Genomic DNA, 25,510 nt, shown 5'->3' on the forward strand with positions numbered 1-25,510 from the left:
CTGTTCATGGCCGCCCCGCACCGCAGGTCCCCATGGAAGCCCTTCGTCGCCGTATCGAAACCCAGGTCATGAGCCTCACCGGGCTGGCCCTCGGCCAGCTCGACCTGGAATCGCCCAAGGGCGACCCTGGCCTGTTCGGCCCGCACAGCATCAGCTGGCGGGTGCATGGCGACTTCCCGAGCATGCTGGTCGGCGGCATCAGCGCCCTGATGCTGCAGCTGTTGCATCCGTTGGCCCTGGCCGGCGTGTGGGACCACTCCAATTTCCGCGAAGACCTGCTCGGCCGCCTGCGCCGCACCAGCCAGTTCATTTCCGGCACCACGTTCGGCGCCACGGGCGACGCCGAATGGCTGATCGACAAAGTGCGCACCATTCACCTGCGAGTTACCGGCACCGCGCCGGACGGCCGCCCCTATGCGGCCAGCGACCCGGACCTGCTGACCTGGGTGCATGTGGCGGAGGTCAGCAGTTTCCTCGCCGCTCATCTGCGTTACCGCAACCCGCAGCTGCCGCGCACCGAGCAGGATGCCTATTACAACGAAATCGCCCTGATCGCCGAGCGCCTTGGCGCCCGTGACGTGCCGCGTTCGTGCCAACAGGTGGAAGACTATCTGCAACGCATGCACCCCCAGCTGCACTGCGATGCGCGCAGCCATGAAGTGATACGAATCCTGCTCGATGCCCCTGCCCCCAGCCGCCTGGCACAGCCGGTGGGCAAGCTGATGCTGCACGCCGGTATCGACCTGCTACCGGGCTGGGCACAGGCCATGCTCGGCCTGCAACATGGGCCTTTGCAGCAGCGCCTGATTCGCCTGGGCCTCAGGCGCACAGCGCCAGTACTGCGCTGGGCAATGCGCGACGGCTCGGCGCACCGGGCCAAACGGCGCATGGGCATTGAGTGAGGTCAAATGGTCGCCCCTGCGGAACTGATTTAACGTGCCATACTCCAAGCACTCCTGCTTAGACAGACGAAGCGACACATGTACAAAGGATTGACTCGCGCCGCTGGCGCAATCGTGGCCCTGGTAGCCCTCTATAGCCTGCTCGGCTTCCTTATTCTTCCCGGTGTCGCGCTGCGCATCGCCAACCAGCAGTTGGCCCAGTACGCGACCGTGCCGGCCCACCTCGAGCGGATCGAACTCAACCCCTTCAGCCTCGAGCTGACGCTGTGGGGCCTGCAGATCGGCGAGCCGGGCAAAGAGCAAGTCGCGTTCGAGCGGTTGTACGCCAACCTCTCGCTCGACAGCCTGTGGACCAAAGCCCTGCACCTGGAAGCGATCGAACTCGACAAACCACGCAACGAAGTCCTGTTCGCCAAGGACGGGGCCCTCAACCTGACCGGGTTGTTCAAGCTGCCCGCCAGTGAGGCCAAACCTGACGAGCCGCCCAGCGACCCGTTCCCGTTGCGTATTGGCAGCATCAAGCTGGTCGACGGCTACCTGCACTTCGAGGACCAGCGCCCTAGCGAGCCGATCGAATTCCTCTACGACAACATGAACCTGGAGCTGAAAAACCTCAGCACCCTGCCCAACGACAATGCCGACATGTCCCTGGTGGCCCTCGGCCCCAACGGCGGGCGTATCGACTGGAAAGGCACCCTCAGCCTGGCGCCGATCGCCTCCGAAGGCACGCTGAAGGTCACCGAAGGCAAGATGAAGGCGTTCTGGCCCTATGTCCGTGACGCCGTGCCGCTGGTGCTGGAAGACGGCGTGATCAGCCTCGACACCCACTACAAGCTCAACCTCGCCCAGCAGACCGAGTTGCAACTGGACAACGCCTCCGTGCGCATCGCGCCGTTCGCCATCAAGGCGCCGGATGGCCGCCCGTTGGCACGCCTGGCCAGCCTGGAGGTGAGCGAAACCTCTGTCGATCTGGTCAAGCAACTGGTCACCGTGGGCAAGATCCGCAGCGAAAAACTGGAAACCTGGGCCGCACTGGAAAAGGACGGCCAACTCGACTGGCAGAAGCTGTTCGCCAGCCAACCGGCCAAGGCCACGCCAAAGGAAAAGGCCGAACCTGCCGCCGCCGAGCCTACGCCTGAAGAGAAAGCCGCCAAGGCGCCCAGCAAACCCTGGCAAGTGCTGCTCAAGGATGTGCAACTGCGCAACTACCTGGTGCACCTGGCGGACCGCAGCCAGAAAGAACCGGTAGCCTTGGACATTGGCCCTCTCAACGCCGACCTGCAAGGTTTCGACAGCCTCAACCAGTCGCCCTTCACCCTCAAGCTCGACACCGGCGTGGGCAAGCAAGGCAAGCTGCAAGCGGCTGGCCAGGTCAACCTGGCGCCAATTTGGGCCAAGCTGGATGTGAGCACCCGTGACATCGACCTGCGCGTGGCCCAAGCCTACATCAGCCCGTTCATCCTGCTGGAGCTGCGCAGCGGCATGCTTTCCAGCGACCTCAAGGTAGACCTGAAGAACACCGCGCCGCTGGCGTTCAATGTCACCGGCAAGGCGCAAGTCAGCCAGTTGCACACCCTCGACACCATCAAAAGCCGCGACTTCGTCAAATGGCAGCAAGTGAACGTCGACGGCTTGTCCTACGTGCACGGCGATGCACTGTCGATCGACAAGGTAACCCTGCTGCAGCCCTATGCGCGTTTCATCATCAACGAAGACCGCACCACCAACGTCAATGACCTGCTGATCCCACAACCGGCCGGCGCCCCGGCGAGCAACACGTCAAAGCCGGCCTCGGCCAGCAGCGGCAAGCCACTGGGCATTCACATCGGCCAGATCGACATCAACGACGGCTCGGCCAACTTCGCCGACCTGTCGCTCACCCCCAACTTCGCCACGGCCATCCAGCAGCTCAATGGCCAAATCGGCACCATCGACAACCGCAAGCCGCTGCCGGCCAAGGTGGACGTCAAGGGCAAGGTCGACCGCTACGCACCGGTTACCATCAAGGGCGCTCTCAACCCGTTCAACCCGTTGGCCAGCCTGGACATCGCCACCAGCTTCAAGCGCGTCGAGCTGACCACGTTGACGCCCTACTCCGGTAAATTTGCCGGCTTCCGCATCCGCAAAGGCCGGCTCAGCCTCGACCTGCACTACCTGATCACCAACGGCCAGCTCAAGGCCGAGAACAAGGTCGTGGTGGAGCAGCTGCAACTGGGTGAAAAAGTCGACAGCCCGGACGCGGTCGACCTGCCGATCCGCCTGGCAGTGGCACTGCTTAAGGATACCGAGGGCAAGATCTCGATCGAACTGCCGGTCACCGGCGACCTCAACAACCCGCAGTTCAGCGTGATGCCGATTGTTTGGCAAACCCTGCGTAACCTGGTGCTGCGTGCGGCACAGGCACCGTTCAAGTTCATTGGTGGGCTGATTAGCGGCGGGGGCGCGGAAGACCTCGGCAACGTAGCGTTCGCCCCGGGTTCCAGCGAACTCAGCGGCGATGCCCAGTCGTCCCTGGACAAACTGGCATCAGCACTTAAGGAGCGCCCGGAACTGCGTCTGGAAATCGAAGGCACCAGCGCCCAGGCCAGCGATGGCCCGCTGATCGCCCAGCAACGCCTGGAGCGTGAGTACCAGGCTACCTGGTACAAGATCCTGCAGCGCCGTGGCGACAAAGTACCGGCCAATGCCTCGATGCTGGTAGTCGACGACAGCGACAAGCCGGCAATGCTTGAGGGCATCTATCGCACTCGCCTTAAACAGCAGCCGCCTGCCGAATGGGAGCAACTGGGCCGCGACGAGCGCACCGCCAAGCTGCGCGAGGCTGTGATCAAGTCCTGGGCAGAGAGCACCGCACTGCTGCGTACCTTGGGCCAGGAGCGGGCCAGCAGTATCAAGGATTACCTAGTGGACAAGGGCAAGCTGGAAGATGACCGGGTGTATTTCATCGATACCAGCCTGGGGCAGCCTGAAAGCGATGGCCGGGTGGTGACGCCGATGCATCTGGATGCCGAATAATCGCTTAAGGCAGGCCCGGCCTCTTCGCGGGTAAACCCGCTCCCACAGGTACTGCACAGTCCTTGTGGGAGCGGGTTTACCCGCGAAGGGGCCCGATCAGGTGATATCAATTCAGGCACTCACCAACCGCTGCCCCGACACCGCCGGGTGATACAGCGGCTGCACCTTGTTCCCCGCCGGGTCCAGCAGGTGGAAGCTGCGCGCCCCGTCACCATGGTTGAAAGGCCGGTCCAGCAAGGTCACGCCATGGGCCTTGAAGTACTGGTACCACGCCTCCAGCTCCTCCACGCTGTCCACGCTGTCCACGATGAACCCGTAGTGATCCAGGGTCTGCAACCCATTGGCCGCCCCGGCCCCCGCCCCAGCGACAGGTTGTCGTTACCGCAGGTGAGGTACACCAGGTCCTCGTTGGCGCGGTTCAGCACTTCCATGCCCAGCACATCGACGTAGAAACGCTCACACTCTTCAAGGTTGGGTACCAGCAAAGCGATGTGGCGCAGGCCATTCAGGCGGCCAGGGCGTGCAGGCAATTCGGACATTGGCGGGGCTCCATTTTTGTATACAATTCAAAGCAGAATTTAAAACAAAAGGAGCGCTTTGTGTATAGCTTGTTCATCAAGACCCGAGTGAAGCCCGGCTGCGCCGAAGCTTTCCTGACCGCGATCAAAGTCAATGCCGCAGCTTCCGTCGCCAGCGAACCAGGCTGCCTGGTGTTCGATGTGTCGCAGGACCGGTTCGACCCAGACGTGATCTACCTCTACGAAATCTATCGCGATGATGCGGCGTATGACGCGCACACCCAGACCGCACATTTCCGCGATAGCCGCCCATTGATCGAGCCCCTGATCGCCAAACAGGAATGCTTCGAAAGCGATGTGATCACGCGCAACCCGATGTACTAGCTGAGATGAAAAAGCCCCGGCTCAGGCCGGGGCTTTGTGCATAAGTGGCCAAATCCGTTTGGCCGACGGGACATTCCTTACTCGGATTTCAGGCCATCAGCCGAAACGGCCTGCACACCTTTGATCTTCTTGGCGATGGCAACAGCCATCTCTTTCTGTGCATCGGTCACCGCCACATCGGACGACAGCGACACGACACCCTTGTTGGTTTCGACTTTGATGTCGCTGCCAGGCACACCTTTCTCGGTCATCAGGTCAGCCTTCACCTTGGTGGTGATCCAGGTGTCGGAGGTAGCTTCCTTGGCTTTGGTCACCTCACCAGCCGCCAGAGTCATCGGCGCCTGGGTAGATTGCTGGGCGAATGCCGCGTTAGCCATGGTCAGGGTCAGAGCGGTGGCAGTAGCGGCAGCAATGGCGAACTTCTTCATGTGGGTCACTCCTGTTTTTCGAAAGGTCTGCGCCGTATGTCCTGGCGTCAGGTATGAGGGTAGTTGCATGTGCTGTGCCAGCTTTACCGCTTCGCTTGAACCTTTATAAATCAATGACTTAGCTAAACGCCATCACTTGAGCGTTCGTGCATTTTGCAATCAGCGTGGGAAACCTGCATGCAAGATGCAAGTCCGCTAAAGGTTCCCGTCGCGCATGAAAAAAGGGCCCCGAAGGGCCCTTTCCGTGTTGCGTGCAACCGTCGCTTAAACGCCCGAGGCCTTGGCCGCAGCTACGTCCTTGATCGACAGCTTGATACGGCCGCGGTTGTCCACGTCCAGTACCAGCACTTCGACTTCCTGGCCTTCTTTGAGGATGTCGGTGACTTTCTCGACGCGAGCATCGCTCAGCATGGAGATGTGCACCAGGCCGTCCTTGCCAGGCAGGATGTTGACGAAGGCGCCGAAGTCGACGATGCGCTCAACCTTGCCGACGTAGATCTTGCCGATCTCGGCCTCTGCGGTGATGCCCAGGATGCGCTGCTTGGCAGCCTCTGCCGCTTCCTTGGTTTCGCCGAAGATCTTGATCGAGCCGTCGTCTTCGATGTCGATCGAGGCCTTGGTCTCTTCGCAGATGGCGCGAATGGTGGCGCCGCCTTTGCCGATAACGTCACGAATCTTGTCGGTATCGATCTTCATCGCGATCATGGTCGGGGCGTTGGCCGACAGTTCGGTACGCGACTGGCCAATGATCTGGTTCATCTGACCGAGGATGTTCAGGCGCGCTTCCAGGGCTTGGCCCAGGGCGATTTCCATGATCTCTTCAGTGATGCCGTTGATCTTGATGTCCATCTGCAGCGCGGTCACGCCCTTGGCGGTACCGGCTACCTTGAAGTCCATGTCGCCCAGGTGGTCTTCGTCACCCAGGATGTCGGTCAGGACCGCGAACTTCTCGCCTTCCTTGACCAGGCCCATGGCGATACCGGCAACCGGTGCCTTCATCGGCACACCAGCGTCCATCAGCGCCAGGGAAGCACCACAGACCGAAGCCATGGAGCTGGAGCCGTTGGATTCGGTGATTTCCGAAACCACGCGAATGGTGTACGGGAACACGTCAGCGGCAGGCAGCATGGCCTGAACCGAACGACGAGCCAGACGGCCGTGGCCGATTTCGCGACGGCCAGCACCGCCCATACGGCCACACTCACCTACCGAGAACGGCGGGAAGTTGTAGTGCAGCATGAAGGGGTCTTTCTTCTCGCCTTCGAGGGTGTCCAGCAGCTGGGCGTCACGGGCAGTACCCAGGGTCGCAACGACCAGGGCCTGGGTTTCGCCACGGGTGAACAGCGCCGAACCGTGAGTCTTCGGCAGCACGCCGACTTCGATGTTCAGCGGGCGAACGGTCTTGGTGTCGCGACCGTCGATACGTGGCTTGCCGTTTACGATGTTTTCGCGAACGGTGCGGTATTCGATTTCGCCGAAGATTTCTTTCACTTCGGAAGCCGAAGGCTGGCCTTCTTCACCGGAGAACTTGGCGATCGCCTGATCGCGCAGCTCGCCCAGACGCGCATAGCGGTCGGCCTTGACGGTGATGGTGTAGCCCTGCGAAACCGCTTCGCCGAACTCGGCGCGGATAGCGTTGAACAGCTCGGTGTTGGCAACTGCAGGTTTCCAGTCCCAGGTCGGCTTGGCAGCTTCGGCGGCCAGCTCTTTGACAGCCTGGATCACAGCCTGGAATTCGTCGTGGGCGAACAGTACAGCGCCCAGCATCTGGTCTTCGGTCAGCTCTTGAGCTTCCGATTCAACCATCAGTACGGCGTCGGCGGTACCGGCAACGACCATGTCCAGGCTCGAGGCAGCCAGTTGCTCGTAGGTCGGGTTCAGCAGGTAGCCGGTGCTTTCGTGGAAAGCAACGCGAGCGGCGCCGATCGGGCCTTCGAACGGGATGCCGGAAATGGCCAGGGCAGCCGAGGTACCGATCATCGCAGCGATGTCCGGGTCGGTCTTCTTGCTGGTGGAAACCACGGTGCAGACAACCTGCACTTCGTTCATGAAGCCTTCCGGGAACAGCGGACGGATCGGACGGTCGATCAGGCGCGAGGTCAGCGTCTCTTTCTCGGAAGGACGGCCTTCACGCTTGAAGAAGCCACCCGGGATCTTGCCGGCGGCGTAGGTCTTTTCCTGGTAGTGAACCGACAGGGGGAAGAAGCCCTTGCCTGGATCAGCCTGTTTGGCGCCTACCACAGTCACCAGCACGGTGACGTCGTTGTCGACGGTAACCAGCACGGCGCCGGTTGCCTGACGGGCGATACGGCCCGTTTCGAGAGTAACGGTCGATTGACCGAACTGGAAAGTCTTGATTACCGGGTTCACGGTTTCCTACCTTTTTCAGTGGCTCTTGGGGGAACTGGTTTCTTGCGAATTCTTGGGCAGAACGGGGAATCGGCCCCATTGACCGTCCAGATACAACACGAGGTTGGGAGCCTGGCTGAAGAGCGGAAAACCGCTCAACTTCACCAGGCTGCCAACCTCGGAGATACGCATGACATGCTCATAGACAACGCTGCCAGGCAGCGTTGCCAATGCATGAGACACGCCATGCACACCACTGACCAGGCCGCTATTAGCGACGCAGGCCCAGGCGACCGATCAGGGCGCTGTAACGAGTGGTGTCTTTGCCCTTCAGGTAGTCCAGCAGCTTACGACGCTGGTTTACCATACGGATCAGGCCACGACGCGAGTGGTGGTCTTTACCGTTGGCCTTGAAGTGGCCTTGCAGCTTGTTGATGTTCGCGGTCAGCAGAGCAACCTGAACTTCTGGGCTACCAGTGTCGCCAGCGGCTTGCTGGAAGTCGGTAACGATTTGAGCTTTTTCTTCAACGCTGAGGGCCATTTGGCTTCTCCTGATAACGGATCCCGCATGCGGGGTCCAATAGGCCAGGGACAAATCCCTGTATTAATAAAAAAGGTGTGACCGTGCCTACTGACAGCCACCCTTGATTCCGTGAGACCCGGCAACAGCCTGGCCCCGCGGTTTCGGTCATTCCGACCGAATCAGCCGACGCGGCGCAATGCGCCCGTCTTCGCTCACTTCACCGATACCGATGAAGCGCGCATTATGATCCTGTACCCGGACCATGCCAAATTGTGGCGCGTCCGGCGCGCGTACCGCCTGCCCATGCAGCCAGTAGAACGCACTGTGTTCCGACAGGCTGACCATCGGCCAGTCCTGCAGCCCGCTGTCAGATGGCATCAGGAAGCGGTCGAGCGCTTCGTTGCCACCGTCGGCATGGGCCTGTTCGAGTTCCTCGAGGGTAACCGTCTGTGCCAGCGCGAAGGGCCCGGCCTGGGTCCTGCGCAGCTCGGCGACATAAGCGCCGCAGCCTAGGGCTTCACCGATATCCTCCACCAGGGTGCGGATATAGGTGCCTTTGCTGCATCCTACGCTCAACCGTGCACGGGTGCCTTCGCACTCGAGCAACTCCAAGCGGTTAATAGTAACAGAACGCGCCTCGCGCTCCACTACCTCTCCTGCACGCGCCAGTTTGTACAGCGGCTGGCCATCACGCTTGAGCGCCGAGTACATGGGCGGTATCTGGCTGATGGGGCCACGAAAACGTGGCAGCAGCGCCTCGATATCGGCGCGACCAACGGTCACGTCGCGGGTCTGCAGTACCTCGCCCTCGGCATCGCCGGTGTTGGTAGTCTGCCCCATCTGCATGACGGTTTCGTAGCCCTTGTCGGAATCGAGCAAGTACTGCGAAAACTTGGTCGCCTCGCCGAAGCACAGCGGCAGCACGCCGGTTGCCAACGGATCGAGGCTACCGGTGTGGCCGGCCTTTTCCGCATTGAGCAGCCAGCGCACCTTTTGCAGGGCGGCGTTGGACGTGAAGCCCAGCGGCTTGTCGAGCAGGATGATGCCGCTGACATTGCGGCGGATACGTTTGACCTGGGCCACCACTTACTCCTTGGTGCCCGACTCGTCGGCATCCTTGTGCAGGCGGTCTTCGGCCACTGCACGCTCGATCAGCGCCGACAGGTGCACACCACGGCTGACACTTTCATCGAAGTGGAAGTGCAGCTGCGGCACGCTGCGCAGTTGCATCGAACGCCCCAGGTGCAGACGCAGGAAGCTGGCAGCGCTGTTCAATGCCTTGAGCGACTGCTGCACGGCGTCCGGGGTTTCCTCGCCCATGACGGTGATGAACACCTTGGCATGGCCCAGGTCACGGCTGACGTCCACGGCGGTGATGGTCACCAGACCGACGCGTGGGTCCTTGACTTCGCGACGGATCAGTTCGGCCAGCTCGCGCTGCATCTGATCGCCAATACGTTGGGTACGGCTATATTCTTTGGCCATTCTTGCTACCTGTAACTTAAAGCGGCAAACGCCCGGACAGACGAATGCCTGACCGGGCGCTACCTGAAGAGGTACCGCAAGCCGCCCTGTAGCGGGCGCTTGCGGCTCGCTCGCCCTTAAAGGGTACGAGCCACCTGGACTTTCTCGAAGACTTCGATCTTGTCGCCGACCTTGACGTCGTTGTAGCTCTTGACGCCAATACCGCACTCCATGCCCGAACGCACTTCGGAGGCGTCGTCCTTGAAGCGACGCAGCGATTCCAGCTCGCCTTCGAAGATCACAACGTCGTCGCGCAGTACGCGGATCGGACGGTTGCGGTAAACGGTACCCTCGATGACCATACAGCCAGCGATGGCGCCGAACTTCGGCGAACGGAACACGTCACGCACTTCGGCGACACCCAGGATGTTCTCGCGAACATCGCTGCCGAGCATGCCGGTCAGGGCCTTCTTGACGTCTTCGATGATGTCGTAGATCACGTTGTAGTAACGCATATCCAGACCTTCTTGCTCGACGATCTTGCGCGCACCGGCATCGGCACGCACGTTGAAGCCGAACAGTACTGCGTTCGAAGCCAGTGCCAGGTTGGCGTCGCTTTCGGTGATACCACCGACGCCACCACCAATCACACGCACCTGCACTTCGTCGTTGCCCAGGCCGCCAAGCGAGCCCTGCAGTGCTTCCAGAGAACCACGCACATCGGTCTTGAGAACGATGTTGAGGGTTTTCTTCTCTTCCTGACCCATGGTCTCGAAGATGTTTTCCAGCTTGCCGGCGTGAGCACGGGCCAGCTTGACCTCGCGGTACTTGCCTTGACGGAACAGGGCAACTTCACGGGCTTTCTTCTCGTCGGCAACCACGGACAGCTCGTCACCGGCTTCCGGGGTACCGTCCAGGCCGAGGATTTCGACCGGGATCGACGGGCCGGCTTCCTTCACAGGCTTGCCGTTCTCGTCGAGCATGGCACGCACGCGGCCATAGTTGGAACCGCACAGAACCATGTCGCCCTGACGCAGGGTACCGTCCTGAACCAGGATGGTCGCCACTGGGCCACGGCCCTTGTCCAGGCGCGATTCGACGACCACGCCACGACCTGGAGCGGTCGGGGTTGCAGTCAGTTCGAGGATCTCGGCCTGCAGCAGGACAGCTTCGAGCAGTTCGTCGACGCCGGTACCCATCTTCGCCGAAACCTTAACGAACGGAGTGTCACCACCCCAGTCCTCGGAGGTTACGCCTTCGACGGACAGTTCGTTGCGGATGCGATCGAGGTCAGCACCTGGCTTGTCGATCTTGTTCACCGCAACCACCAGCGGAACGCCAGCTGCCTTGGCATGCTGAACGGCTTCGCGGGTTTGAGGCATCACGCCGTCGTCCGCTGCCACCACCAGGATGACGATGTCGGTCGCCTTGGCACCGCGTGCACGCATCTGGGTGAAAGCTGCGTGGCCCGGGGTGTCGAGGAAGGTGACCATACCGCGGTCGGTTTCCACGTGGTAGGCACCGATGTGCTGGGTGATACCACCGGCTTCGCCAGCGGCAACCTTGGCACGACGGATGTAGTCGAGCAGCGAGGTCTTACCATGGTCAACGTGACCCATGACAGTAACCACCGGTGCACGCGACTCGGTCTGGCCTTCGAATTTCAGCGATTCGGCCAGGGAGTCTTCCAGCGCGGTGTCGCTGACCAGGGTGACCTTGTGGCCCAGCTCTTCTGCGATCAGCTGAGCGGTTTCCTGGTCGAGCACCTGGTTGATGGTGACCGGAGTACCCATCTTGAACATGAACTTGACCACTTCAGCGCCCTTGACGGACATCTGGTTGGCCAGCTCGGAGACCGTGATGGTCTCGCCGATGGTCACGTCACGGATGACGGGGCCAGTCGGGTTCTGGAAGCCGTGCTGATTACGCTTTTTCAGCTTGCCCTTGCCGCCACGACCACGACGAGCGCCATCGCTCTCTTCGTCGGTAGTGCGCGGAGCAGCACGCGGAGTCGGCGCCTTTTCCTTCTCCTTGACCTTGACCTTGATCGACACACGAGGCGCCTCGCCACGACGACGGTCGTCATCGCGAGTACGGCTTTCGTTGCGACGGGTCTCGTCCTTCTTGCGCTCGGCAGCACGGGCTGCAGCGTCTTCGGAGGCCGGAGCGTCGGCGACTACCGGGGCCGGGGCAGCGGCAGGAGCCGGCTCTGGCTTGGCGGCAGGCGCAGGGGCGGCTACAGCGGAGTCGGCCGCCTGACGACGGGCTTGCTCTTCGTTGCGCTGGCGAACTTCGGCCTCGACCTTGTCGCGAGCGGCATTTTCAGCCGCGCGGCGCTCATCCAGCTCACGCTTCTGCTCAGCCTGGATTTCTTCCGGGCTGCGCTGCACGAAAACTTTCTTCTTGCGTACTTCTACGCTGATGCTCTTGCTACCGGCGACACGCAGGGTGCTGGTGGTTTTGCGCTGCAAGGTAATCTTGCGCGGCTCTTCCGCCTTGCTCTTGTGGCTGCTTTTCAAATGAGTCAGCAGGGTCTGCTTCTCATTGTCGGTCACTACCTGACCGGCGTCGGTGTGCGGCAGACCTGCCTCACGCATCTGCTGCAGCAGGCGCTCTACCGGTGCCTCGACCTCTTGGGCCAGTTCTTTCACCGTGACTTGCGTCATGCACTTCTCTCCTCAGGCCGCGCCTAATTACTCGAACCAGTGGGCTCGGGCGGCCATGATCAACTTGCCGGCACGCTCTTCGTCGATGCCGTCGATGTCGAGCAGATCGTCGATCGACTGCTCGGCCAGGTCTTCGCGGTTAACCACGCCGCGCACCGCCAGTTCAGCCGCCAGGTCCTTGTCCATGCCCTCGAGGGAGAGCAGGTCTTCGGCCGGGTGGGCGTCTGCCAGTTTTTCTTCGGTAGCGATGGCCTTGGTCAACAAACGGTCCTTGGCTCGAGCGCGGAGCTCATTGACGATATCTTCGTCAAAGCCATCGATGTTGAGCATTTCTTCCAACGGTACGTAGGCAATTTCTTCGAGGCTGGTGAAGCCTTCGTCGACCAGCACTTGGGCCAGCTCCTCGTCGACTTCCAGTTCATCGATGAAATTGCGCAGGATGTCACCGGTTTCGGCCTGTTGCTTGGCCTGGATGTCCTTCTCGGTCATCACGTTCAGGGTCCAGCCGGTCAACTGACTGGCCAGGCGAACGTTCTGACCGCCACGGCCAATGGCCTGGGCCAGGTTGTCCTCGGCGACGGCGATGTCCATGGCATGGGCATCTTCATCAACGATGATCGCCGCGACTTCGGCCGGCGACATGGCGTTGATGACGAACTGCGCCGGGTTATCGTCCCACAGGACGATATCCACACGCTCACCACCCAGCTCCCCGGATACGGCCTGGACGCGCGAACCACGCATGCCGATGCAGGCACCTTGCGGGTCGATACGCTTGTCCTTGGAGCGGACGGCGATCTTGGCTCGCGAACCCGGATCACGGGAAGCAGCCATGACTTCGATGAGGCCCTCGGCGATTTCCGGCACTTCAATGCGGAAAAGCTCGATCAGCATCTGCGGCGCGGTGCGCGACAGAATCAGCTGTGGGCCACGGTTTTCAGTGCGAATTTCCTTGAGCAGCGCACGCAGGCGCACGCCAACACGGAAGGTTTCGCGCGGAATGATGTCTTCGCGAGCCAGCAAGGCCTCGGCATTGTTGCCCAGGTCAACGATGACGTTGTCGCGGGTAACCTTTTTAACGGTACCGGAGATGATCTCGCCCACGCGTTCGCGGTAGGCATCGACCACCTGGGCGCGCTCGGCCTCACGGACCTTCTGCACGATGACCTGCTTGGCGGTCTGGGCGGCGATACGACCGAACTCGATGGACTCGATCTTCTCCTCGATCACGTCACCGACCTTGGCTTCAGGGTGGGTGTCCTTGATCTTGTCCAGCCAGGTCTCGATTGCCGGATCATCAAGATCGGCTTCGTCGACCACGGTCCAACGACGGAAAGTCTCGTAGCTACCGGTGTGGCGATTGATTTCCACACGCAGGTCGACTTCGTCTTCAAAACGTTTTTTGGTTGCAGTGGCCAGGGCCACTTCCAGCGCTTCGAAAATGACGCCGGGCGGTACACCTTTTTCGTTGGATACCGATTCAACAACCAGCAGTACTTCTTTGCTCATCGTACGCCTCGCCTTGCGCAAGCCATTGGGCCCGGATAGTCCGCCGGGCCCGGCACGTCTCAGTCAAAACTGGGAATAATATTGGCCTTGTCGATCGAGTCGATCGGTAACAGGAACTCTTGGTTGTCCACCTGGACCACCACATCCTGCTCCTCCACACCACGGAGAAGGCCCTGGAAGTTACGACGACCCTCGAAGGGTGAGCGCAGCTTGATCTTCACTTGTTCGCCGGCATGCGAGGCAAACTGTTCCAGAGTGAACAGTGGGCGATCCATGCCTGGAGAAGACACCTCGAGGGTGTACTCACTGCTGATTGGATCTTCCACATCGAGGATTGCGCTGGCCTGACGACTGACCGCTTCGCAGTCCTCCACCAGAATGCCGCCTTCCTTGTCGATGTAGATGCGCAGTACCGAATGCTTACCCTGGGAAACGTATTCGATCCCCCAGCACTGATAGCCCAGACCCTCGACAACCGGGGCCAACAAGGCCTGCAACTGTTCTAGCTTGCTCGACACCTGAACCCCCTCGTGCATGCTGTGCAAATAAAAAATGGGCGAAGCGCCCATCCCTGAAAGCGCCGTTGGACAACGACGCCGAAAACTGTTCGGTTAGCAAAAAGCCCCTGAAAAGGGGCTCCGCTGAAGCTGGTTGCGGGGGCTGGATTTGAACCAACGACCTTCGGGTTATGAGCCCGACGAGCTACCAAGCTGCTCCACCCCGCGACAAAGCTGGGGCAAAAGTATAAGACCGAACCCTACTGAGGGTCAAATCCAAACATTCACCTACAAGAAAGCCCGCTAAAGCGGGCTCTCAAGCTTTAATTGGTACCGAGAAGGGGACTCGAACCCCTACACCCTATGGGCACAACCACCTCAAGGTTGCGTGTCTACCAATTCCACCACCTCGGCAATACTACTACTTGAAACCCGTTACTTCTGCTCTTCTGCCGGAGGAGGTACATCACCCGTGTTATTGGTGGTTTCGCTCTCCTGCTGTTGGAGCACCGGTACATCATCATTAACTGCCGGTTTTTGCTGCTCTTTCACTTCTAGCACTGCTGGATCTGGAAGACCTGCTTGGCTAAGCTGGTGAGCTTGTTGCTTCGCGAAGTATCCTAACCCAAGTGCTGTCAAAAAGAAAGTGGCAGCGAGTATAGCAGTTAATTTACTTAGGAACGTTGCAGAGCCTTGGCTCCCGAACACGGTGTTTGAGGCACCCGCGCCGAAAGATGCACCTGCTTCAGCACCTTTACCCTGTTGCAACAGAACCAGCACTACAAGCGACAGCGCTGCCAACAGATGAAAAACAACGATGACTGTTTCCAGCATTTGTTCAGTTTCCTGCGGCGCGACAAATTGCACCGAATTCGTCTGCGTTCAGGGAAGCCCCACCAATGAGACCCCCATCGATATCCGGCATGCCGAACAGTTCGGCCGCATTGGCCGCCTTCACGCTGCCGCCGTAGAGCAACTGCACCTTCGCAGCTACTTCAGCATCTTCTGCCGCCAGCTGGCCGCGGATGGCGGCGTGCACATCCTGGGCCTGCTGTGGCGTGGCCGTAAGGCCAGTGCCGATGGCCCATACAGGCTCATAGGCGATTACTGCATTGGCAAAAGCCTTAACACCGAATGCTTCGATGATACTGCTTAGTTGACGCCCGACAACTTCAAGCGTTTTGCCAGCCTCGCGCTCTTCAAGGGTTTCCCCGATGCAAAGCACTGGCTTCAAACCTTTGGCCTGGGCCGCTGCAAACTTGCGATTGAGCACTTCGTCGGTTTCACCAATGACTTGGCGACGCTCCGAGTGACCAATCAACACCAACTTGCAACCTGCTTCAACCAGCTGCTCCGGAGCAACTTCCCCGGTCAGCGCACCCTGTTCGGGTTGTACAGCAGAATTCTGTGCGCCGACAGTAATTTCTTTACCCGCCAAGCCATCGATCACTTGATTGATGAACAGGGCTGGTGGAAATACCGCGACTTCCACTCCGCTCGGCAAGGCGAGATTGCTCAAGCCTTCGGTCAGCTCAGCGACGCTAGCGCGGGTACCGTGCATCTTCCAGTTACCAGCTACCATAGGGCGACGCATGCTTTACCTCGTCGGTCAAAGTGGGCGCAGATCTTACCCAACCAGATCTGCGCTGGCAAGCGCCATCAGACACAAACTTCGCCAACCAGTTTGGCCAGTGCTTCAGCATGGCCACGCACCTGGGTTTCGTCTTCGCCTTCGACCATGACCCGCACCAGCGGCTCGGTACCAGACTTGCGCAACAGCACACGACCGCGACCGGCCAACGCTTCAGTGACCTTGGCACTGGCATCCTTGACGGCCGGGTGCTCCAGCGGGTCGACCTTGCTGGCGCCGAAGCGCACGTTGATCAACACCTGCGGGCACTTGCGCAGCGCCTGACGGGCCTGCGCCAAGGTTTCGCCACGGCGCTTGAGCGCCATCAGCACCTGCAAAGCGGCAATGATCGCGTCACCGGTGGTGGTGTGGTTGCAGCACACGACATGGCCGGAGTTTTCGCCACCAACCAGCCACTCGCGCTCCAGCAGCTCAGCCATGACATAACGGTCGCCGACCTTGGCCCGCACGAACGGGATATCCAGGTCTTTCAGTGCAAGCTCCAGGCCCAGGTTGCTCATCAGCGTGCCGACTACCCCACCTTGCAGCTTGCCACGATCGTGCAAGTCGCGAGCAATGATGAACAGCAGTTCGTCACCGTCGACGATGGCGCCGGTGTGGTCGACCATCAGCACCCGATCACCGTCGCCATCGAAGGCAATGCCAAGGTCGGCATGGCCCACCAGCACGGCAGCCTGCAGCGATTCGATGTGGGTCGAGCCGCAGCCTTCGTTGATGTTCAGGCCGTCTGGTTGCGCATGCAGCACGGTCACATCGGCACCCAACTCGCGGAACACGCTTGGCGCGACCTTGTAGGTGGCGCCGTGGGCGCAATCGACCACCAGTTTGAGGCCATCGAAGCTGGTGCTGCTCGGCACGCTGCTCTTGCAGAATTCGATGTAGCGGCCCGCCGCGTCGTTGATGCGCGACACCTTGCCCAGCTTGCTCGAATCGACAACCGTCATCGGCTGGTCGAGCAGTTCCTCGATCATCAGCTCGACTTCGTCAGGCAGCTTGGTGCCCTGACCGGAGAAGAACTTGATGCCGTTGTCTTCGTGCGGGTTGTGCGAGGCACTGATGACAATGCCCGCCTGGGCATGGAATGTGCGCGTCAGGTAGGCGATGGCTGGTGTAGGCATTGGCCCCAGCAGCATGACATCGGCACCCGCGGCGGCCAGGCCGGCTTCGAGCGCGGACTCGAACATGTAACCAGAGATACGCGTGTCCTTGCCCACCAGCACCCGGCAATGGCCCTGCTTGCGGAACGCCATGCCAGCCGCCCAGCCAAGCTTCAGCATGAAGTCAGGCGTGATCGGGTATTCGCCGACGCGGCCACGAATGCCGTCGGTACCAAAGTATTTTCTGCTCATAGGGACTCCAATGTTCTTATTCGGCGTTTTGCACCGCAGCGATCATGCGCACTACATCGACAGTTTCGGCCACATCATGGACACGAAGTATGCTCGCCCCCTTGGTCATGGCCAACGCCGCCAGCGCAAGGCTGCCGTACAAGCGCTCGCCGACCGGACGTTCCAGCGTCAGGCCGATCATGCTCTTTCGTGAAACACCCACCAGCAGTGGGCGCCCAAGGCGATAGAGCGCTTCCATGTGCTTGAACAGGCTCAGGTTGTGCGCCAGTGTCTTGGCGAAACCAAAGCCCGGATCAAGAATGATTCTGTTTGAATCGATGCCCGCCGCCGAACAGGCGGCCATCCGCTGCTCAAGATAACGCGCAACGTCGGCGGTCACATCTTCGTAATGCGGGTCATCCTGCATGTTACCCGGCTCGCCACGCATGTGCATGAGGCACACCGGCAGGCCAGTATCGGCCGCGGCGTCCAGAGCGCCATCGCGCTCCAGGGCGCGCACGTCATTGATCAGCCCGGCGCCTAGACGCGCGGACTCGCGGATGACGGCAGGCGTCGAGGTATCGACCGAGATGACCACGTCAAGGCGACTATTGATCGCCTCAACCATTGGCGCCACCCGCTCCAGCTCTTCGGTCACCGATACTGCGCGTGCGCCCGGCCGCGTGGACTCGCCGCCGATGTCGATCAGCGTAGCGCCGGCGGCAACCATTGCCTCGGCATGGCGCAGGGCCTCGTCACGCTGACTGAAGCGCCCGCCATCGGAGAAGGAATCGGGGGTGATATTGAGAATACCCATGACATGGGTACGTGACAAATCAAGAACCCGGTTGCCGCAAGGCAACCGGGTCGGGTACTGCACTGAGCTCATAGATGCCCTTAGTGTTGAGCTGCTGGGCCGCCGATTGGCGATTCCGGACGATCATTCTGGGCCGCAGGCGTACCCGAGTCCTTGTCATCGTCCCAGTCACGCGGCTCGCGTGGCGTACGCCCAGCCATGATGTCGTCGATCTGATCGGCATCGATGGTTTCGTACTTCATCAACGCTTCGGTCATCGCTTCAAGCTTGTCTCGATTCTCGATCAGCAGCTGCTTGGCAGTGGCGTAGCACTGATCGATGATGCTGCGCACTTCGGAGTCGATCAGCTTGGCAGTCTCGCCGGACACACTGGCGTGCTGGCTGCCGGCGCTACGACCGAGGAATACCTCACCCTCTTCTTCTGCGTACATCAGCGGGCCGAGTTTTTCCGACAAGCCCCACTTGGTCACCATGTTTCGGGCGATCTGGCTGGCACGCATGATGTCGTTGGACGCACCGGTAGTCACGCCATCGAAGCCCAGGGTCATTTCTTCGGCGATACGACCACCGTACAGCGAACAGATCTGGCTGATGAGCGCGCGCTTGGACAGGCTGTAACGGTCTTCTTCCGGCAGGAACATGGTCACGCCCAAGGCACGACCGCGCGGAATGATCGAAACCTTGTAGACCGGGTCGTGCTCTGGCACCAGGCGACCAACGATGGCATGGCCAGCCTCGTGGTAGGCAGTGTTACGTTTTTCTTTCTCGGACATGACCATGGTCTTGCGCTCGGCGCCCATCATGATCTTGTCCTTGGCCAGTTCGAACTCTTTCATTTCGACCAGGCGCTTGTTGGAGCGTGCGGCAAACAGCGAAGCCTCGTTGACCAGGTTGGCCAGGTCGGCACCGGAGAAGCCTGGGTACCACGGGCAATGACCGCCGGGTTGACGTTCTCGCCAACCGGTACTTTGCGCATGTGCACCTTGAGGATCTGTTCGCGACCACGGATATCCGGCAGGCCGACCACCACCTGGCGGTCGAAGCGACCCGGACGCAGCAGCGCAGGGTCGAGTACGTCCGGACGGTTGGTAGCAGCGATAACGATGATGCCATCGTTCATCTCGAAGCCGTCCATCTCCACCAGCAACTGGTTGAGGGTTTGCTCACGCTCGTCGTGACCGCCGCCCATGCCGGCGCCACGGTGGCGACCAACGGCGTCGATCTCGTCGATGAAGATGATGCACGGGGCGTGCTTCTTGGCCTGCTCGAACATGTCGCGCACACGGCTGGCACCGACACCGACGAACATCTCCACGAAGTCCGAACCGGAAATGGTGAAGAACGGCACTTTCGCTTCGCCAGCAATGGCCTTGGCCAGCAAGGTCTTACCGGTACCGGGCGGGCCAACCATCAGCACACCACGTGGAATGCGGCCACCCAGGCGCTGGAACTTGCCTGGATCGCGCAGGAACTCGACCAGCTCGCCAACCTCTTCCTTGGCTTCGTCGCAGCCGGCAACGTCGGCCAGCGTGGTCTTGACCTGGTCTTCGGACAGCAGGCGCGCCTTGCTCTTGCCAAAGCTCATCGGCCCGCCCTTTCCGCCTGCGCCGCCTTGCATCTGGCGCATGAAGAACATGAACACGGCAATGATCACCAGGATCGGGAAGCTCGCCACCAACAGCTGCGTCCAGATGCTCTGCTGCTCAGGCTGCTTGCCTTCGACAACCACATGGTTGTCGACCAGGTCGCCGATCAGGCCATTGTCGGTAATGGCCGGACGCACGGTCTTGAAGCTGTCGCCGTCGGCGCGCTTGCCGGTAATGATGTAGCCGTCTACGGTCACACGCTCGACCTTGCCATCCTTGACCTGCTGGATGAAGTCGGAGTAGTTGAGGGTCTGCGGCTCGTTAGGGCTGGAGAAGTTGTTCATCACTGTCACCAGGACAGCTGCGATGATCAACCACAGGATCAGATTCTTTGCCATGTCGTTCAATTCGCTACCCTCTGAGGCCGGCGCACGACGCAGCCGTGCCTCGCATGATATTCATCGCCCTAACTTACTACATTACCTACGCAGCCGCAGGCACCGTCTGTAACCCTTTGTGAAAGCTAGACTACACGAAGTTCGGACGATCCTGACGCAGTGGCCGATTGGAATTAACTATCGGCCACCCCGCTTCACACCTTTCATGCCCCTTTGAAGCCTCTGCCCAACAGGTATTGCTCACGGGAGCGATCCCGCGACGAAGATGGCTTGCGCATTTGCACTTTGTCGAACTTGCTGCGCACGTCCTTCAGGTACACGTCAAAACCTTCGCCCTGGAAAATCTTGATCAGGAAGTCGCCGCCGGGCTTGAGTACGCGGGTCGCCAGATCGAGGGCCAGCTCACAGAGGAACATGGCACGCGGTATGTCCACCGCGGGCGTACCACTCATATTGGGGGCCATGTCGGAAATCACAAGGTCTACGTGCGAATCGCCGACAGCCTCGAGAATGCGCTGCAGCACTTCATCGTGGGTGAAGTCACCCTGAATGAAGGTCACATCAGCGATCGAGTCCATTTCCAGAATGTCGGAAGCGATCAGGCGACCCTGGCCACCAATCAGACGACTGGTCACCTGGGACCAGCCACCAGGCGCGGCGCCGAGGTCGATCACACTCATGCCAGGGCGGATCAGACGGTCCTTCTCCTGGATCTCCAGCAGTTTGTAGCTCGCACGCGAGCGGTAGCCATCCTTCTGCGCCTGCTTCACAAAAGGGTCGTTAAAATGCTCTCGCAGCCAGTTGGCGCTGCTTTTGGAACGTTGTACCACGGGGCACCTCGATGATATGCGTCGTGATTGACTGGGCGGAGCCGGTGGCCCTCGGGTAAAATGCCGGTCAATTTTACAGAATCAGACGGAAAGGGTCAGATTATGCCGCTCAATAACGAGCAGAAGAAGCAATACAAGTCCATTGGTCATGACCTGAAGCCGGTCCTGATCGTTGCTGGCAACGGTTTGAATGAAGGCGTCATCGCCGAATTGGAGCGCGCGCTGGTCGACCATGAGCTGATCAAGGTCGAAATTCGCTCGGAAGACCGCGAAGAACGTGCCGAAACCATTGCAGAACTGTGCAAGGCCGGCCGTGCCGAGCTGGTGCAGACCATCGGCAAGAAAGCCCTGATCTACCGCAAGAACCCACAGCCGAACAAGCAGCTGTCCAACATCCACCGTTACAAGTAACGGTAGCTCCGATCAGTGGCGCGGTGAACGCGCCCTGACCGGGACCGGTTGGGCCACCAGCACGATGCCGGAAAAACCCAGCACCAGGAAACAGAACATCTGCCAGCGCTCGCCTACGGAAATACCGTAGCGCAAGGTGTAATACCCCACGCACGCACCGAAACCGAGCAACAACATCTGGCCACGAAACTGCCGCCACCAGGCCGCCAGGCCGTCCACCCTCGCCAGCACCGCAAGCTGGGTCAACAAACCAAGCAACGCCACGCCGATCAACCAGCGGTCGATCTGCCCGGCGATATCCTGCACCAGCAGCGGCGCCAGGCCACTGACCTTGAGCGCAGGCACCAGCCCCACATGGAACACCCACAGGCCACCGACCCAGAACACCTGGGCCAATTGCCAGAGGATCCCCTCGAGGGATGGCGCCCGCAGGCGCCGGTCAGATGTGCTTGACTTCGACAATCTCGTACTCGACCGTGCCGCTAGGCGTCTTGACGACGACAGTATCACCTTCTTCCTTGCCGATGATGGCACGGGCAATCGGCGCACCGCTTGAGAGCTTGCCCTGTTTCACGTCGGCTTCATCCTCGCCGACGATCTGATAGGTCACCTCTTCATCGGTTTCGGTGTTGGCCAGTACCACGGTGGTACCGAAAATCACCTTGCCGGTGTGAGGGATCGTGGTCACGTCGATCACGACCGAATTCTGCAGACGGCCTTCGATATCGCGGATACGCGCCTCGACCATGCCCTGCTCTTCACGGGCAGCATGGTATTCGGCGTTTTCCTTGAGGTCACCCAGCTCACGTGCTTCACCGATCGCCTGGCTCAGGCGTGGGCGCTCGGTCTTGCTCAGGAACAGGTGCTCCTCTTCCAGGGCGCGAGCGCCCTGGACGGTCATCGGGTACTTGGTAATGCTCATGCTTTCAGTCCTGCATGCAGATCTTGCAAGCGACGAACGGTCTTTTCCGGACCAAACTTCAGCGCTTCGCAGATGGCTTCACCGGCCGCAATGGTCGTGGTGCAGTAAATCTTGTGCTGCAGCGCATTGCGACGAATCGAGTAGGAATCGGCGATCGACTGGCGGCCTTCGGTGGTGTTGATGATCAGCGACACTTCGTCGTTCTTGATCATGTCGACCACGTGCGGGCGACCTTCGGTCACCTTGTTCACACGGCGTACTTTCAGGCCAGCCGCCTCGATAACCTTGGCGGTGCCAGCAGTTGCAACCACTTCGAAGCCCAGGGCGATCAGGTCGCGAGCAACGCCTGCCACTTGTGGCTTGTCGTCGTCACGCACGCTGATGAACGCGGTACCGCCGGTCGGCAGCACTTCGCTCGCACCCATCTGAGCCTTGGCGAAGGCTTCACCGAAGCTGTCACCGACACCCATGACTTCACCGGTCGATTTCATCTCAGGGCCGAGGATCGGGTCAACCCCTGGGAACTTGGCGAACGGGAAGACGGCTTCCTTGACGCTGTAGAAGTTCGGGATGATTTCCTGGGTGAAGCCCAGCTCTTTCAGGGTTTTGCCAGCCATGACGCGGGCGGCGATCATGGCCAGGGAAGTGCCGATGCACTTGGACACGAACGGCACGGTACGCGAGGCACGCGGGTTGACTTCGATCACGTAGATCTTGTCGCCCTGCAGGGCCAGCTGCACGTTCATCAGGCCGACCACGCCCAGCTCCAGGGCCATTTTCTTGACCTGTACGCGGACTTCGTCCTGCACTTCCTTGCTCAGCGAGTAAGGAGGCAGCGAGCACGCCGAGTCACCGGAGTGAACGCCGGCCTGTTCGATGTGCTGCATGATCGCGCCGATGACCACGTCGGTGCCGTCGCACACCGCATCCACGTCCATCTCGATGGCGCAGTTGAGGAAGTGGTCGAGCAGTACCGGGCTGTCGTTCGACACCTGAACCGCTTCACGCAGGTAGCGCTTCAGCTCGTCCAGCTCGTAGACGATTTCCATGGCGCGGCCGCCCAGTACGTAGGATGGGCGCACAACCAGCGGGTAACCGATGCCGCCCGCAGCGCGGATGGCTTCTTCTTCACTGCGCACGGTGGCGTTTGGCGGCTGCAGCAAGCTCAGGCGCTGAACCATCTGCTGGAAGCGCTCACGGTCTTCGGCGCGGTCGATGGCGTCAGGACTGGTACCGATGATCGGTACGCCAGCTTCTTCCAGAGCGCGGGCCAGTTTCAGCGGGGTCTGGCCGCCGTAGTGAACGATCACGCCTTTCGGCTTCTCGACGCGGCAGACTTCCAGCACGTCTTCCAGGGTCAGCGGCTCGAAGTACAGACGGTCGGAAGTGTCGTAGTCGGTAGAGACGGTTTCCGGGTTGCAGTTGACCATGATGGTCTCGTAACCGTCTTCACGCAGCGCCAGGGCAGCGTGTACGCAGCAGTAGTCGAACTCGATACCCTGGCCGATACGGTTAGGGCCGCCACCCAGGATCATGATCTTGTCGCGGGTCGACGGGTTGGCCTCGCACTCTTCCTCATAGGTGGAGTACAGGTAGGCGGTGTCGGTGGCGAACTCGGCGGCGCAGGTGTCGACGCGCTTGTACACCGGGAACACTTCCAGCTTGTGGCGGTGACGGCGCAGGTTCTTGTCGGTGATGCCCAGCAACACAGCCAGACGCTGATCCGAGAAGCCCTTGCGCTTGAGGCGCAGCATGTAGTCCTTGTCGATCGCCGACAGGGCCAGGGTCTTGACCTTCTCTTCTTCCTTGATCAGATCTTCCATCTGCACCAGGAACCACATGTCGATGCCGGTCAGGGCGAAGATTTCTTCACAGGTCATGCCCGAACGCATGGCGTCAGCCACGTACCAGATACGCTCGGCACCCGGCACGGTCAGCTCGCGCTTGAGGATGCTGGCAGCTTCCGGGCTGGCCAGGTCGACTTTAGGGTCGAGGCCGCAAGCACCGACTTCCAGGCCGCGCAGGGCTTTCTGCAGGGATTCCTGGAAGGTACGGCCGATGGCCATGACTTCACCCACGGATTTCATCTGGGTGGTCAGGCGGGCGTCGGCTTTCGGGAATTTCTCGAAGGCGAAGCGTGGCAGCTTGGTGACGACGTAGTCGATCGACGGCTCGAAGGAAGCCGGGGTGCGGCCGCCAGTGATGTCGTTCTGCAGCTCGTCGAGGGTGTAGCCAATGGCCAGCTTGGCGGCGATCTTGGCGATCGGGAAGCCGGTAGCCTTGGAAGCCAGGGCGGACGAACGCGAAACGCGCGGGTTCATCTCGATCACGACCATACGGCCAGTGTTCGGGCAAATACCGAACTGCACGTTGGAACCGCCGGTTTCCACACCAATTTCACGCAGCACCGCCAGCGAGGCGTTGCGCATGATCTGGTATTCCTTGTCGGTCAGGGTCTGTGCCGGAGCGACAGTGATCGAGTCACCGGTGTGCACACCCATCGGGTCGAAGTTTTCGATGGAGCAGACGATGATGCAGTTGTCCTTTTTGTCGCGGACCACTTCCATCTCGTACTCTTTCCAGCCGATCAGCGATTCGTCGATCAGCAGCTCTTTGGTCGGCGACAGGTCCAGACCACGGGTGCAGATTTCTTCGAACTCTTCACGGTTGTAAGCAATACCACCGCCAGTGCCACCCATGGTGAACGACGGGCGGATGATGCATGGGAAGCCGAGCTTCTCGAGGACCGCATTGGCCTCTTCCATGCTGTGGGCGATACCGGAGCGCGGGCACTCCAGGCCGATGTCCTTCATCGCCTTGTCGAAGCGCGAACGGTCTTCAGCCTTGTCGATAGTGTCGGCGTTGGCACCGATCATCTCTACGCCGAACTTCTCCAGAACGCCGTGGCGCTCCAGGTCCAGGGCGCAGTTCAGTGCAGTCTGGCCACCCATGGTCGGCAATACGGCGTCTGGGCGCTCTTTCTCGATGATCTTGGCCACCGACTGCCACTTGATCGGTTCGATGTAGGTGGCGTCGGCCATGGCCGGGTCGGTCATGATGGTGGCTGGGTTGGAGTTCACCAGGATGACGCGGAAACCTTCCTCGCGCAGGGCTTTACAGGCCTGGGCGCCGGAGTAGTCGAATTCGCAGGCCTGGCCGATCACGATCGGGCCAGCGCCGAGAATCAGGATGCTTTTGATGTCTGTACGTTTTGGCATGGTGGTCACTCAAATCCGGGGTCAGTCGGCAAGCCGCTTTGAACAATCTGGGTCAGGCGCTTCCGGGCGCGGCAGGAGCCGGCCCGGGGCCTTG

Annotated in this window: 20 protein-coding genes, 2 tRNA genes and 2 pseudogenes; 4 read left to right on the plus strand and 20 right to left on the minus strand. The window is 60.5% G+C overall.

Annotated elements, in window-relative coordinates; all coding sequences use genetic code 11:
* Nucleotides 1-32: 32 nt before the first annotated feature.
* Together AB5975_06330 and AB5975_06335 are read left to right on the plus strand one after the other, a co-directional pair.
* On the plus strand, nucleotides 33-902 hold the full coding sequence (locus AB5975_06330) for an oxygenase MpaB family protein (protein XDR21478.1): 870 nt from the start codon (nucleotides 33-35) through the stop codon (nucleotides 900-902).
* A gap of 78 nt (nucleotides 903-980) precedes the next feature.
* On the plus strand, nucleotides 981-3,917 hold the full coding sequence (locus tag AB5975_06335; protein ID XDR21479.1) for a DUF748 domain-containing protein: 2,937 nt from the start codon (nucleotides 981-983) through the stop codon (nucleotides 3,915-3,917).
* 111 nt (nucleotides 3,918-4,028) lie between these two features.
* Here the strand turns inward: AB5975_06335 and AB5975_06340 are convergent.
* Nucleotides 4,029-4,456, minus strand: a pseudogene (locus tag AB5975_06340) (VOC family protein).
* Between the two features lie 60 nt (nucleotides 4,457-4,516).
* On the opposite strand from AB5975_06340, the gene AB5975_06345 reads away from it, so the two are divergent.
* Nucleotides 4,517-4,819, plus strand: a complete 303-nt coding sequence (locus tag AB5975_06345; GenBank protein XDR21480.1) for a putative quinol monooxygenase — start codon at nucleotides 4,517-4,519, stop codon at nucleotides 4,817-4,819.
* Between the two features lie 77 nt (nucleotides 4,820-4,896).
* On the opposite strand, the gene AB5975_06350 is transcribed toward AB5975_06345, so the two are convergent.
* The 16 genes and pseudogenes from AB5975_06350 to rlmE all read right to left on the minus strand — a co-directional run bounded on the left by AB5975_06350 (nucleotide 4,897) and on the right by rlmE (nucleotide 20,865).
* On the minus strand, nucleotides 4,897-5,247 hold the full coding sequence (locus AB5975_06350; protein XDR21481.1) for a BON domain-containing protein: 351 nt from the start codon (nucleotides 5,245-5,247) through the stop codon (nucleotides 4,897-4,899).
* A gap of 264 nt (nucleotides 5,248-5,511) precedes the next feature.
* The gene (gene pnp / locus AB5975_06355; GenBank protein ID XDR21482.1) at nucleotides 5,512-7,617 is read right to left on the minus strand and encodes a polyribonucleotide nucleotidyltransferase; all 2,106 of its coding nucleotides are present in this window, start codon (nucleotides 7,615-7,617) and stop codon (nucleotides 5,512-5,514) included.
* 250 nt (nucleotides 7,618-7,867) lie between these two features.
* Nucleotides 7,868-8,137: a 30S ribosomal protein S15 gene (gene rpsO, locus AB5975_06360; GenBank protein ID XDR21483.1), complete on the minus strand. Its 270-nt coding sequence runs from the start codon at nucleotides 8,135-8,137 to the stop codon at nucleotides 7,868-7,870.
* Nucleotides 8,138-8,284: 147 nt separating this feature from the next.
* The gene (gene truB, locus AB5975_06365; protein XDR21484.1) at nucleotides 8,285-9,202 is read right to left on the minus strand and encodes a tRNA pseudouridine(55) synthase TruB; all 918 of its coding nucleotides are present in this window, start codon (nucleotides 9,200-9,202) and stop codon (nucleotides 8,285-8,287) included.
* A 3-nt stretch (nucleotides 9,203-9,205) separates the two neighbouring features.
* Nucleotides 9,206-9,604: a 30S ribosome-binding factor RbfA gene (rbfA, locus tag AB5975_06370; GenBank protein ID XDR21485.1), complete on the minus strand. Its 399-nt coding sequence runs from the start codon at nucleotides 9,602-9,604 to the stop codon at nucleotides 9,206-9,208.
* A 116-nt stretch (nucleotides 9,605-9,720) separates the two neighbouring features.
* Nucleotides 9,721-12,249 (minus strand): translation initiation factor IF-2, encoded by a 2,529-nt coding sequence (gene infB / locus AB5975_06375; GenBank protein ID XDR21486.1) that lies wholly within the window; start codon nucleotides 12,247-12,249, stop codon nucleotides 9,721-9,723.
* Nucleotides 12,250-12,276: 27 nt separating this feature from the next.
* Nucleotides 12,277-13,758, minus strand: coding sequence for a transcription termination factor NusA (gene nusA, locus AB5975_06380; protein ID XDR21487.1), 1,482 nt, complete (start codon nucleotides 13,756-13,758; stop codon nucleotides 12,277-12,279).
* A 59-nt stretch (nucleotides 13,759-13,817) separates the two neighbouring features.
* Complete coding sequence (gene rimP, locus AB5975_06385; protein ID XDR21488.1) at nucleotides 13,818-14,276, minus strand: ribosome maturation factor RimP; 459 nt, start codon at nucleotides 14,274-14,276, stop codon at nucleotides 13,818-13,820.
* Between the two features lie 130 nt (nucleotides 14,277-14,406).
* A tRNA-Met gene (locus AB5975_06390) sits at nucleotides 14,407-14,483 on the minus strand.
* Nucleotides 14,484-14,583: 100 nt separating this feature from the next.
* A tRNA-Leu gene (locus AB5975_06395) sits at nucleotides 14,584-14,669 on the minus strand.
* A gap of 21 nt (nucleotides 14,670-14,690) precedes the next feature.
* On the minus strand, nucleotides 14,691-15,089 hold the full coding sequence (gene secG, locus AB5975_06400) for a preprotein translocase subunit SecG (GenBank protein XDR21489.1): 399 nt from the start codon (nucleotides 15,087-15,089) through the stop codon (nucleotides 14,691-14,693).
* 4 nt (nucleotides 15,090-15,093) lie between these two features.
* Nucleotides 15,094-15,849 (minus strand): triose-phosphate isomerase, encoded by a 756-nt coding sequence (gene tpiA, locus AB5975_06405; GenBank protein ID XDR21490.1) that lies wholly within the window; start codon nucleotides 15,847-15,849, stop codon nucleotides 15,094-15,096.
* A gap of 65 nt (nucleotides 15,850-15,914) precedes the next feature.
* Nucleotides 15,915-17,255, minus strand: coding sequence for a phosphoglucosamine mutase (gene glmM / locus AB5975_06410; GenBank protein ID XDR21491.1), 1,341 nt, complete (start codon nucleotides 17,253-17,255; stop codon nucleotides 15,915-15,917).
* 16 nt (nucleotides 17,256-17,271) lie between these two features.
* Complete coding sequence (gene folP, locus AB5975_06415) at nucleotides 17,272-18,123, minus strand: dihydropteroate synthase (GenBank protein ID XDR21492.1); 852 nt, start codon at nucleotides 18,121-18,123, stop codon at nucleotides 17,272-17,274.
* A gap of 8 nt (nucleotides 18,124-18,131) precedes the next feature.
* A pseudogene (gene ftsH, locus AB5975_06420) lies at nucleotides 18,132-20,035 on the minus strand (ATP-dependent zinc metalloprotease FtsH).
* Between the two features lie 203 nt (nucleotides 20,036-20,238).
* Nucleotides 20,239-20,865 (minus strand): 23S rRNA (uridine(2552)-2'-O)-methyltransferase RlmE, encoded by a 627-nt coding sequence (gene rlmE, locus AB5975_06425; protein XDR21493.1) that lies wholly within the window; start codon nucleotides 20,863-20,865, stop codon nucleotides 20,239-20,241.
* A gap of 102 nt (nucleotides 20,866-20,967) precedes the next feature.
* Here rlmE and yhbY point away from each other — a divergent pair, with 102 nt between their 5' ends.
* On the plus strand, nucleotides 20,968-21,276 hold the full coding sequence (gene yhbY / locus AB5975_06430; GenBank protein XDR21494.1) for a ribosome assembly RNA-binding protein YhbY: 309 nt from the start codon (nucleotides 20,968-20,970) through the stop codon (nucleotides 21,274-21,276).
* Between the two features lie 12 nt (nucleotides 21,277-21,288).
* Here the strand turns inward: yhbY and AB5975_06435 are convergent, their stop codons facing one another.
* From AB5975_06435 to carB, 3 genes are read right to left on the minus strand one after another with little or no spacing between them, the layout of a single operon-like run.
* Nucleotides 21,289-21,738, minus strand: a complete 450-nt coding sequence (locus AB5975_06435; protein XDR21495.1) for an MFS transporter — start codon at nucleotides 21,736-21,738, stop codon at nucleotides 21,289-21,291.
* On the minus strand, nucleotides 21,716-22,198 hold the full coding sequence (greA, locus tag AB5975_06440) for a transcription elongation factor GreA (protein ID XDR21496.1): 483 nt from the start codon (nucleotides 22,196-22,198) through the stop codon (nucleotides 21,716-21,718). Before greA ends, AB5975_06435 begins: the two co-directional genes overlap by 23 nt.
* The gene (carB, locus tag AB5975_06445; protein XDR21497.1) at nucleotides 22,195-25,416 is read right to left on the minus strand and encodes a carbamoyl-phosphate synthase large subunit; all 3,222 of its coding nucleotides are present in this window, start codon (nucleotides 25,414-25,416) and stop codon (nucleotides 22,195-22,197) included. Before carB ends, greA begins: the two co-directional genes overlap by 4 nt.
* Nucleotides 25,417-25,510 lie beyond the last annotated feature (94 nt).

This window comes from Pseudomonas putida, from assembly GCA_041071465.1.
Classification (GTDB): Bacteria; Pseudomonadota; Gammaproteobacteria; order Pseudomonadales; family Pseudomonadaceae; genus Aquipseudomonas; species Aquipseudomonas putida_P.